The 11,361-nt window shown below is 68.3% G+C and carries 4 protein-coding genes and 3 pseudogenes; 3 read left to right on the top strand and 4 right to left on the bottom strand.

All coding sequences use genetic code 11. The annotated features are described in order from the left end of the window. Positions 1-358: 358 nt before the first annotated feature. A pseudogene (locus tag ACFP3V_RS32060) lies at positions 359-1,338 on the bottom strand (GlxA family transcriptional regulator). A 130-nt stretch (positions 1,339-1,468) separates the two neighbouring features. Between ACFP3V_RS32060 and ACFP3V_RS32055 the strand changes: the two are divergent. After that, on the top strand, positions 1,469-2,434 hold the full coding sequence (locus tag ACFP3V_RS32055; protein WP_380591440.1) for an NADP-dependent oxidoreductase: 966 nt from the start codon (positions 1,469-1,471) through the stop codon (positions 2,432-2,434). Here the strand turns inward: ACFP3V_RS32055 and ACFP3V_RS32050 are convergent. The 3 genes and pseudogenes from ACFP3V_RS32050 to ACFP3V_RS32040 all read right to left on the bottom strand — a co-directional run bounded on the left by ACFP3V_RS32050 (position 2,424) and on the right by ACFP3V_RS32040 (position 9,469). Further along, positions 2,424-2,675 carry a hypothetical protein gene (locus tag ACFP3V_RS32050; protein WP_380591443.1) on the bottom strand — a complete coding sequence of 84 codons (252 nt, stop codon included), beginning with the start codon at positions 2,673-2,675 and terminating at the stop codon, positions 2,424-2,426. The genes ACFP3V_RS32055 and ACFP3V_RS32050 overlap by 11 nt on opposite strands. Before the next feature lie 166 nt (positions 2,676-2,841). Continuing rightward, positions 2,842-3,096 (bottom strand): annotated as a pseudogene (locus tag ACFP3V_RS32045) (DUF6444 domain-containing protein); the annotation flags it as partial. 625 nt (positions 3,097-3,721) lie between these two features. Then, complete coding sequence (locus ACFP3V_RS32040; RefSeq protein ID WP_380591437.1) at positions 3,722-9,469, bottom strand: RHS repeat-associated core domain-containing protein; 5,748 nt, start codon at positions 9,467-9,469, stop codon at positions 3,722-3,724. 52 nt (positions 9,470-9,521) lie between these two features. Between ACFP3V_RS32040 and ACFP3V_RS32035 the strand changes: the two genes are divergently transcribed. Together ACFP3V_RS32035 and ACFP3V_RS32030 are read left to right on the top strand one after the other, a co-directional pair. Next, complete coding sequence (locus ACFP3V_RS32035) at positions 9,522-9,899, top strand: hypothetical protein (RefSeq protein ID WP_380591435.1); 378 nt, start codon at positions 9,522-9,524, stop codon at positions 9,897-9,899. 888 nt (positions 9,900-10,787) lie between these two features. Next, positions 10,788-11,361 (top strand): annotated as a pseudogene (locus ACFP3V_RS32030) (hypothetical protein); the annotation flags it as partial.

Below are 11,361 nucleotides of genomic sequence, written 5' to 3'. Positions count from 1 at the left end.
TGGTGTAGCTCGTCGTCAGGCTGCCCTCTGGCCGGTCATTCACGCGCCAATGATCCGAAAGCAGTGGTCCGGGCACAAGGGGCACCGAGATGGCTCCCGTGCCCCTGTCGTGTCCTACATGGCGGTATCTCCCGGTCAACCACGGCTAACTACGGGAAGCTGAATACGACGCGGCCCCCGACCGTCAGCGCTGGTCGGGGGCCGTGGGACCCTTCCTGGTATGGCTCAACCCTCGTCGTCCCCGACCGGCCCACCCGTGGCAGGGGCATCCGGGCCCTCGGCCCCACGGGTGATCACGCAGCGGGCACCTGTGTGCCTGCCTGCCCCCGCCGTCCGGGCCCTCGGCCCCACGGGTGGATCACGCAGCGGTCATCGGCTCCGGGGCGTGGTGGGCACGGCGGTAGGCCACCGGTGACAGGCCCAGCTGCGCGTGGAAGTGCTTGCGCAGGGCGACGGGGTCGCCGAAACCGCAGGCGGTGGCGATCCGCGCGACGGTCAGGTCGGTGGACTCCAGCAGCAGACGCGCGTGCGCCAGCCGCCGCTGCGCCAGCCACTTCAGCGGACTGCTGCCCACCTCCCCCCGGAACCGCCGGGTGAAGGTCCGCACGCTCATGTGCGCGTGCCGGGCCATGTCCTCCAGCGTGATCGGCTCGCCGAGCCGGTCCAGCGCCCACTGCCGGGTCGCCGACGTGGACCGGTCGCGGTCCTCGGGAACCGGGTGCTCGATGAACTGCGCCTGCCCGCCCTCGCGCCACGGCGCCACCACGCAGCGGCGCGCGGCGGCCGAGGCCACCGCCGCCCCGTGGTCCAGCCGGACCAGATGCAGGCACAGGTCGATCCCGGCCGCACCCCCCGCGGACGTCAGGATCCGGCCGTTGTCGACGAACAGGACGTCCGGATCGACCTCGACGTCGGGAAACAGCCGCGCCAGCGCGTCGCACAGCGCCCAGTGCGTGGTGGCCCGCCGGCCGTCCAAAAGACCCGCCGCCGCGAGCAGGAACGCCGAGGTGCACAGGCTGACGATGCGGGCCTGGGGCCGGATCCGGTCCAGCGCCGCGGCCAGGTCCCCGGGCAGGGTGCCGGTCGCCAGCAGGTGCCCGGTGGGTTCCTGGGTGGCGAGAATGACCGTGTCCGCGCTCTCCAGCGCCGACTCGTCGCGGTCGACGACGATCCGGTAGTCCTCGTGGGTGCGCACCGGCCGGCCGCCCAGCGAGCAGGTACTCACCGAATACAGGGGGTCCCGTCCGGTTCACGGGCCTCGTTGAACACCCGGGCCGGGATACCCAGGTCCAGCGGCAGGACCCCGTCCAGGGCCAGAACAGCAACACGATGCGGCATGGCCCGAATAGTACGACAGGTGGCCCCCCGGCCACTCACCCGCCCCCGCCCGCTCACGCCAGTCTTGCCTAGGCCGGGACCACGGTCCCGGCCCACCACCCAGTGCGACAGACACGAGTTGAGGACGAACATGAGCGAGCACACCATGCAGGCGGTCACCATCACCCAGTTCGGCGGCCCGCAGGTGCTGACCCTGCAGGAGGTCGCGCGCCCCGAGCCGCTGCCGACCGAGGTGCTGGTGCGGGTCCACGCCGCCGGCGTCAACCCGGTGGACTTCAAGACCCGCGAGGGCCAGGGCATGGCCGGACTGCAGAGCTTCCCGCTGATCCTGGGCTGGGACGTGTCCGGCGTCGTCGAGGAGGTCGGCTTCGGCGTCACCACCCTCGCGCCCGGCGACGAGGTCTACGGCATGCCCTGGTTCCCTCGCGCCGCCGGCGGCTACGCCCAGTACGTGACCGCCCCCGCCCGCCAATGGGCCCGCAAGCCCGCCACCGTGGACCACGTCCACGCGGCCGCCGTGCCGCTGGCCGCGCTGACCGCCTGGCAGACCGTCGTCGACACCGCCCACATCCAGCCCGGCCAGCGCGTCCTGATCACCGCCGCCGCCGGCGGGGTGGGCCACTTCGCCGTCCAGTTCGCCCGCCACCTGGGCGCCCACGTCATCGCCACCGCCAGCGCGGCACGCCACCCCTGGCTCAAGGAACTCGGCGCCGACGAGACCATCGACTACACCACCACCCGCTTCGAGGACGCCGTCACCGACGTCGACGTCGTCATCGACCTGGTCGGCGACGCCCACGACCACACCAGCACCCGCTCGCTGAAGGTCCTGCGCCCCGGCGGCCTGCTCGTCGCCGTCCCCGCCGGCGTCTCCCCCGAACTCGCCCAGGCCGCCGACACCGCCGGCGTGCGGGTCACCCCCTACCTGGTCGAGCCCGACGGCGCGGCCCTGGCCACCATCGCCGACCTGATCGACGCCGGCGAGATCACCGTCGAGGTCGAGGAAACCTTCCCCCTCGAGCAGGCCGGCGCCGCCCACGCCCGCGTCCAGGCCGGCCGCACCCGCGGCAAGGTCGTCCTCACCCTCACCCACTGACCAACCCGGCCCGCAGAGGGGAGCAGCACAGGGGCGAGGCGGGGGTGGGGAGCACGCCGGTGACGAGGGTCTTCTCGGGGGTCAGCAGGTTGTGGACGGCCGGCCCGATCTCGTTCTTCCAGCGGTCGTGTTGGTAGACGGCCGCATACAGGGCCTGGCTGTGGGCCTCGTCCTGGAACCGGCGGATCCACACGTAGCCGTCCTCGTCCTGGGCGTCGACGAAGGAGGCGGTGATGTCCATGCCCTATGAGGCCTGGAACGGGATGACCACGTCCTCCATGTAGCGCACCCACTCCTCGCGGCGTCCGGGCCGGGCCTGGTAGCAGCGGATCTCGTAGTACACGGGCGTCGGGCCGGTGCCAGACGATCTCGTCCGGGTCCGCCACCCGCTCCAGGCTGCTGCCCGGGTGACCGGGCTGGGCACCGGGCCGCTGGCCCGTGGCCTGGCGCCGCGAGCGGGGCGCGGGCTTGCGGAACGGACTGTACGACGACGGCGGCTGGGACGAGTTCGATAAGTCCTTCGCCAGATGCCGCTTCAACTCGGCGATCTGGGCGTCCTGTTCCGCGATCCGCGCTTCCAGCCTCTTGATCGTCGCCTGCTGCTCGGCGATCACGCGCACCAGATCGTCGTACGACGGCTTCCGGCGGCTGGCGGCTCCCACGGACGGACCAACGAAAGCCACCCACCCCACGTCACGAACGGCCTGAGCAGTCACCGTGGCACCGTGATCAAGCCCCGAAGGTCAGCCAGTCGGCCGAGAAACCTCACTCGACTGAAGCTCGGAAGCGCCCAATGATGCCTCGAATTCCTTCTCCGATCTGCAAGATACCTGACACTGGAACCGCCTCCCGAAAGCCACTCCCCCCTCCCAAGCTGAGAGAATTTAGCTTATTCGGCGGAATAGAATCTCCAGACTCTTCGATTCTATGCCCCGTGGACGCAATCAAAGACAGAAGCATTTCTTCGCGACGCAACTCTCCATTGAGATGCCTATCCAGATTAGGAGATATGCACCCCTGGAACCCGGCCGCAGCTTGCAAGCGCCAGTCATCGCGCACCTCTTCCAGCCAGGACTCTCCGCCTCCGAATCCATCATCCTCAATCGCCAGGGCCAGCCATATCTCTAGCAAGCTGTCGCTCGCCCAGAATCCTTCTCCACCGTATTCAACATAGGAGCTTCCCATACTGGCATCCCTTCGCGAAATATTGCCTTGGCTTCAAGAAGATTCAGAACCGGCAGTCGACCTTTGCCATTTCGCAAAGGCCGACTGCCGGACTACGAATCCCTACGCGCCAATTATGACCACACCTGGATTATTCAGTTCCTCTACATACTGTACTACTTTGTCTATCTGCTCGGGCGAGAACCTCGATACATCCACCGGGACAACCTGAGCCTTCTCCAGATGCCGCACTATCTGGCGCTGGAAGGCGCCCGCGTCCCACTGGGCATCGAAATGCCTTCCGGGAAAATTGCCGACCGCATCGTAGGTCTTACCATTTTCATCAACCCAGTCGGCCGAGCTATCCCGAGGAGCGCGCGTCAGCTTTACGCCAAGCTCACTTTCAATTCTAGACGCCGTATCGACTTCCGACCACCGGATCTTTCCTCCGATGGCAGGATCAGCGCCGAGGCCGTAGATCCGCCACGCTTCAGCTTCATCGGCCTCAAGGCCACCTTCGCCACCTCCGACAGCCCCAAGTAGCATTCCCGCTATTTGGACAGCCTCGTCAATCTTGGATCCCTTAAAGTCTCCCCAGCCGTAGTATTTTGTAATTCCCTGGCAAGCCGATGCGTCGTAAGTCGCATTCTCTCCGGCGGAGCACTGTGACATCCAATAGGCTTCGACATTCTGCCCATAGCTAAGCTTGCTATTCCACGTCATGGCCAGTGTCATTTGACCGTAGGACGGGATGTACGGCGCCACGTGGAGCGGTAGCACCCTCCCTTGATGCCTCAGAGTCCTCTGCAGATGGTGCCTCCACTCGGTTCGCACCTTCTGCTCACTGCGGCACTGCCCGCTTGCGTCGGCTGCGCAGCCGACCTTGTCGCCTGATTCAGCCGCAGCATGGCCCGCTGCGGTGCCGTTGTCGTCGACGCTGCAGCCGTCGCAGAACAGTCCGGTTGGGTCGCTGTGGACGACGGGGTTGTCGTCGGCGTAGGTGTATCCCCCGAGGGCTTGACTGTCGGTGGCTTCGAAGAGGGGGTCCAGGCTGATGAAGCGGCCGGTGGTGGGGTCGTACTGGCGGGCGCCGAGGATGGTGAGGCCGGTGCTGGTGTCAGTGGGGGCGCTGAGGAAGCCGCGGGTGTCGTCCCAGGTGACGGTTTGGCCGCGGGTGGCGCCGTAGGGAGTGAACTGGCGCCAGGTGGGGGTTTGGGCGGTGGCGTCGAGCATGAGGGCGTTGGTGCCGTGCAGGTCGCCGACCTCGAACGTGGTGACGGGGGTTGTGGTGGTGCCGCCGCTGGTGATGGTGGCGGTGCGCAGTGCAGTGCCGCCGCCGGGGAGGGTGAAGTAGCGGGTGCCGGTGATGGTGCCGCTGCTGGTGTTGAGGGCGAGTTGTTCGCCGGGGAGGTAGAGGGTGGTGGTGCCGGGGTCCTGCTGGAGGAGCAGGGTGCCGTCGGCGTCGTAGAGGAAGTGGCTGTCGCCTGCGGTGCCGCCGGTTATGTCGGTGAGCTGGCCGGCGTCGTTCCAGGTGAGGGTCTGGGTGCCGCTGGTGGGGGTGGTGCGAGTGGTCATCTCGCCGGCGGTGTCGTAGGCGTAGGTGGTGCTTCCGCCGGTTGCGCCGCTGGTGGAGGTGAGGGTGTGGGGCTGGCTCTTGGCGTTCTCGTCGTAGTGGTAGCTGGTGGTGGTGTCGGTGCCGCCGGTGGTGGAGTGGTCGGTCTGGGTCTGGCGGTTGCCGAGGGCGTCGAAGGTCCAGTCGGTCCAGTAGGCGGTGCCGCCGGTGAGTTGGTCGCCGACCTGGGTGTGGCTGGCAGCGGTGGGGGTGGAGGCGCAGGAGTCGGTGGCGGTCCAGGCCTGGTGGAGTCGGTCGAGGGTGTCGTACTGGTAGCACTGGGTTTCGGTGCCGGTGGCGCCGAGGCGAGTAGTGACCTGGCGGGTGATGTTCCCGGCCTGGTCGTAGGTGTAGGTCTGGTCATCGACGGCGGCGGGGCTGGTGTAGCGAGTGGTGTTCTGGTCGGTGAGCCAGCCGGTGTGGGCGTCGTAGCTGTTGGTGAGGTAAGCCAGGTTGGTGCCGGTGCCGATGGTCTCCTGCTGGACGCGGCCCCAGGCGTCGTAGTCGGTCAGCTGCGAGTAGCCGCTCAGGTTGTTCAGGAGGTCAAGTGCGGTGGTGTAGCCGTGGCCGACGGTTTCCGAGGGCAGGCCTCCGGCGTTGGGGTAGGTGTCGCGGAACGGCAGGCCGGTGGTGGAGGTGAAGGTGTGGGAGAAGCTGTACGTGCCCGCGAGCGTCCCGGTCGTGCTCGTCGACGGGATCGTGATCGTCTCGCCGAGAGAGGCGCCGTAGATGTTGAAGTTCTTCTGCTGGGTGGTGAACACCGATCCGCTGGTGCCGCCCACGTACATGTCCTCGGTCGTCAGCTGCCCGACCGGGTAGGTCATGTTCGTGATCTTGTTGTTGGAGTTGTCGTACCACCAGTCGGCGACTTCGTTGCTACCCGCCTGGCCGGTGGCGGCGGCGTCGTACTCGGCGGTCTTGCGGCCGAGGGCGTCGTAGGTGTAGCTGAGCGTCTTGCCACGTGAGTCGGTGGTCTGGATCAGCTTCCCGGCCTGGTTGTACAGCATCGAGGAGGAGCCGGCGTCGGGGTCGTTTTTGCCGGTGACCTGGCCGATGAGGTTGTAGGTGGAGGTCCAGGTGGATCCGCCGGCGGTGACGGTGTTCTGGTTGCCGTGGTTGTCGTAGCCGTAGGTGGTGGCTTGGGTGGTGCCGCCGGTGACGGTGAAGATGCCGGTGAAGGTGTCGGTGGGGGTGTGCAGGGTGGGGGCGGTGGTGTAGTCGTCCAGTTCGGTGGTGCGGCCGAGGGGGTCGGTGACGGTGGCCTTGGTGGTGCCGCCGGTGGGCGGGATGACGGTGGTGCGGTCGCCGTTGTAGACGGTGGTGGTGCGGGAGATCTCGGCGCCGTCGTTCTCCGACTGGTCGATGACGACGCGGCCCAGGCCGTCGTAGGTGTAGTAGTCCTGGTTGGGGACCTTGTCGTGGAGGTTGTAGGCGGAGGCCAGGGTGGTGTTGGGGGTGGTGGCGGGGTCCCACCAGCCGTTGTAGGTGTCCGACTTCCAGCCGCGCGAGTCGTAGAAGGTGTCGGTGACCATGCGGCCGCCCTGCGGGGTCGGCGTCTGGGTCTGCCGCACCCGCAGCAGTGCGTCGTAGAGAGTGGTGGAGGTCTGCCAGGCCGACTCGTCGTTGAGCTTGTTGGTGGTGACAGCGGTGATGCCGTTGTTGGCGACCGTGTAGGTGTAGGTGTAGTTCGCCGCCGGGGGGCTGGTGGTGGTGTAGCGGCTGGCCAGCCACACGCTGGTGACGCGGCCCAGGCCGTCGTACTGCGAGGTGGTGACCACATTGTTGGCGTCGGACGTGGTCAGCGTGGTGCCGCGGGCGGGGTCGACGGTCGTGGTCACCGACTGGTTGAGCGGGTTGGTGACTGTGGTTCCGGTGACGTTGCCGGCAGTGTCGACGGCGTAGACGGTGTGGGTCTTGGCACCGGCCGGTGAGGCGGTGTTGTCTCCCGGGCTGGGCGCGTAGGCGTCGCTGGGCCGGCCGACGCTGTCGTAGACGGTGGCGGCGCTGGTCTGCCAGGTGAAGGCTCCGCCGCTGTAGCCGGTCGCCTTCTGCACGATGGAGACCTCGCCCTTGGTCGGGGCGGTGGTCTGCGGGAACGTCAGGACCGGCTGGGGCCAGGTCGCGGCGTGGGTGGCGTCGTCGTAGAAGGTGCGAGTGGCCGAGACCACCTGGTCCGGGCGCGTGACCGAGGCGGGCGCGGTCAGGGTGTTGACCGCTGCGGTGGCCGGGACGCTCGCCGGGCTGCCCTCGGTGAATCCGCCGCAGGCGACCGCGTCGATCTCGCTGCTCGCGGCCAGGCCGACCAGGTTGGCGGTGGTGTTGGCCTTGGCGTAGGTGGTGGTGGCGCAGCGGTCGTAGGCGCTGTTTGCCGGGACTGTGTGCGTGTAGCTGGTGGTCTCCAGGCCGTAGGTGGCGTCCGTGGTGGTGGTGTCGTAGGTGGTGTCGGTCTCGGTGTAGCGCCAGGTGGTGGTGCCGGTGTCGGTGGTGGCCTGGCGGGACCAGGTCTCCACCGGGGCGACGATGTTCGCGGTGAGGTCCGGCAGGCCGGTGCGGGTGCGGGTGGCGGTGGCCGGGGAGACCCAGTAGGAGGTGATGGTGGAGTGGTCGACGCCGCCGCCGTTGCCCTGCCAGGTCGTCGCCTCCAGCGGGTTGCCGGCGAGCTGGTTCAGGTCCTCGTGGTTGCCGGACTGGGAGTCGGTGACGTTCACCGCGGTGGTGTTGTTGTCCTTCGACATGCCCTGGTAGTAGAGAGTCTCGGACTTGGTCTGCTTGTCGTTGACCCCGTCACCGGTGAGGGTGACTACGTCCTTGTAGCCGCGCCACTGCCCGTACAGGCGGTACTTGGCCTTGACGACCTCGTTGTCGTCGTAGTGCCACGCGGGGCCCGAGTAGGTGTAGGAGGTGGAGGTCTGCAGGGCGCCGCCGGTGGGATCGGACTGGGTGACCTGGACGACGGCCCACTTGTTGAACCAGTCCGTGATCGGGGCGGTGTAGCCCTGCGGCGTCCACGACACCGGGTAGCAGGAGGAGGTGTTGGCCGACGGTGTGATTGTCACCGGCGCGGAGCACGGGTTGGTGAGTTGGTAGGTGACGGTGGTCACCGACCCGGTCTCCGAGGTGATCGATCCGATCCGGAACCGGTACATCGGAGGCAGGCCGTCGTGCGTGGTGTCCACGCGGTTCATCAGGTCGGAGCCGGTGAACGTCACCGGCGGCAAGGTCACGGAGGACGGTGAGCCGCCGCCGAGGGTGTCCGAGCCGGTGCGCTGGATCGAGGACAGCCACAAGGTGGCGTTGCCGTCTCCGGTCACCGGAAGCGTCTGGGTCAGCGCCCAGGAATCCACCGTCTTGTAGCCGCTGGCCGCGGGAGCGTACTGCTGGGTGGTGATCGAGGTCAGCCGCACGGTGGAGAAGAACGACGGCGAGTGCTGGCTGCACGACGTGGTCGAGGAGCACACCAGGTCGAACGGGACGTCGGGCCAGTTGGCCTTCGTCGTCGAGTTCAGCGGATCGCAGCTGGACGTGGCCGCCAGGCAGCGGTCGCCGGTCGCGAACAGGACCTTGTCGGGGACTGTGCCGTAGGCGTTGCCGTCGGTGAAGCCGTAGTCGATGTGGTCCAGGTGGGAGTCGCGGACGTAGGTGACCGGGGTTGTGGCGTTGAACGCGCCGTACTTGTTGGTGTCCTGCTTGTAGTAGTACGCCAGGGCGTTGCCGTGGACGTCCTTGACGTAGTCCAGGTTCCACCGGTAGGCCATCGTGCAGTAGGAGGAGGAGAAGGTGGCGTTGTAGCACGGGTCGCCGGAGTGGGCGGCGTACACCCGCTCCGAGTCCACCGAGTTCGTCGTCGCCTTGCCCGAGGCCCACCCCGGCAGCTGGTTGCGTCCGAAGGAGTAAATGGTGCCGTCGCGGGTGGTGACGGTCCAGTAGTCGGTGTTGTAGGTCCCCGAGCCGTTGCCCGAGTTGGTGACGTGCGTGACCACCTCACCGTTGTCGTCGGCCGGCTTGTACACGCCCTTCGCCGCGTCGTACACCAGCGATGTCGAGGACCCGTTCAGCGACAGGGTCAGCACCGGGCCGTCGTAGCATTCGTCGGCGGTGGACGTGGGGGCGGCCGAGCCTTCGGGGTTGTCGGAGCAGGAGGTGAAGGACTGCTCGACGAACGACTGGGGGGTGCTCCATCCGTCACCGGCCCACGATGCCTGGGCTTGGGTCGTGGCGGTCTTGCCGTCCACCGATCCGGAGTCGTAGTCCAGGCTCACCTTCGGTGCCAAGGATGAGGGGGCCGGCGGAACGCTGATCGGGTAGCTGTAGGTGAACGAGCCGCTGGAGCCGCCGCCCGTCCATGAGCCTGACGGGCTCAGCGTTGTCGCCGAGTACGAGCCGGATGCACCGCCCTGGTCGCCACCGGACGATCCCGATACCGCCGCGAGCACCATGGTGGTGCCGCTGGGAGATGCAGCCGGTGTGAGGGCGGCCCCGCGCATTGTCCCAATCTGGGCAGAGGACACCGCGGCGGTGGAGGGAGTGCGGGTTGCGGGCGAAGGCGCCGCCGCGGAAGCGGTGCTGGGGTGGAGGGCTATGGTCGCGGACACCGTCCTGGCCGCGGCGTCATTGACAGCCGCGGCGAGCGGAGTCTGGGTTCGGCACGACGCCAACTGCGGGGTCTTCAGCGCGCACGCCGGCAGCTGAACCAGGTGGAGCCGGCTGCCGAACCCGCCGCCGTAGGCCTGCGCGAAGGCGGAGTAGTCCAGCGACACCCGCGCCGCACCCGATCCTGACGGCGCCGGGACAAGGCTGAACAGGACGCCGTCGACTCCCGCGCGGGATGCCGCCGACTGGGGCTGGACAGACACCTGGACGCTTGCGGGTCCGCCGTAGACGCCGTGTTTGGGCGCGAGCGCATGCACCGTGACGGGGATCCCGGCCGCGGCGGGTGCGCGCCCGGTGGTCTTCGCGCCCTGCACGGCCAGGACCGCGGAGCCGGCCTTCGGGAACACTGTCGCGGTCGGCCGGTAGCGTCGACTCGCCTGGTTGCGTGGCTTGGTGAAGTGGAACGGCGCGGCCGTCACACCGGTAACCGCAGGCACCGCAGGCAACTTCGGGGCGTGCCCTGCGGGCACCGCAGCTGCAGCGGACGCAACTGCCGCGGGCGAGCCGGCCATCAGCAGCGCGATCGCCGCTACGCCGGCCGTCCATGCCCGCCTCAGGCCGCTTCCGCGCCCAAGGCGCGCCGCCCTACCCCACCGTGCCATCACATTGAACTCCGCATCCTGCGACTGGTGTTCACCTGCATGCGTGCTGCCGGCACCACTGAGGCAGTGGGTCGGCGGTGGACACCCTCACACGAAGGCGGGACCGCCTTTTCAAGAGGCGGGTAAGAAGGTGTTGCGTGGGTGCGGCAAAGCCGGACAGATGATGATCAAGCCTTCTGTGAGCCCTGTCACACCTGGGTGGATGCGGGTCCAGGGCTTCGTAGCGTGGGCCCGCGCCGCACCTCGCGGCGACCAACTCCCAGACAAGAGTGAGACTTTCGTGCCCAAACATCTTGAAAAGCGACGTCTGCGGCATACCGCAGCCGTGGCGACCGCCGGACTGGTCCTGGCCGGTCTGAGCGCCACCACCGCACCCTCGACCGCATCCGCCGCCACGGCCGCGGGTTCACCCCCCGCCTCCGCGCCGTTGACTCAGGGGCAGGCGCGGGCTCGGGCTCTGGCGACGGGCAAGCCGGTCCAGGTGGACGCCGCGACCACCGACCACAGCACGCTGACGGCGAACCCGGACGGCAGCTTCACGCTCACGCAGACCCTGATGCCGGTGCGCAAGTGGACCGGGTCCGGGTGGGAGAAACTGGACCCGACCCTGAAAAGGAACCCGGACGGGTCGATCACCACCACCGCGACCACCAGCGGACTGACCCTCTCCCCCGGCGGCACCGCGCCGCTGGCCACGATGGTCGACCGCGGCCGCACCCTGGCCCTCACCCTCCCCCTGACCCTGCCGGCGCCCGTCCTGTCCGGGCCCACCGCCACCTACGGCAACGTCCTGCCCGGCGTCGACCTGGTCGCCACCGCCACCGCCCAGGGCGCGTTCTCCGAGGTCCTCGTCGTCAAGAACGCGACCGCCGCAGCCAACCCGCGCCTGAAAACCCTCA

The organism is Streptacidiphilus monticola (genome assembly GCF_042658505.1).
GTDB lineage: Bacteria > Actinomycetota > Actinomycetes > Streptomycetales > Streptomycetaceae > Streptacidiphilus > Streptacidiphilus monticola.
The sequence above is the reverse complement of the archived record's forward strand: the minus strand, read 5'-3'. Positions and strand labels throughout refer to the sequence as shown.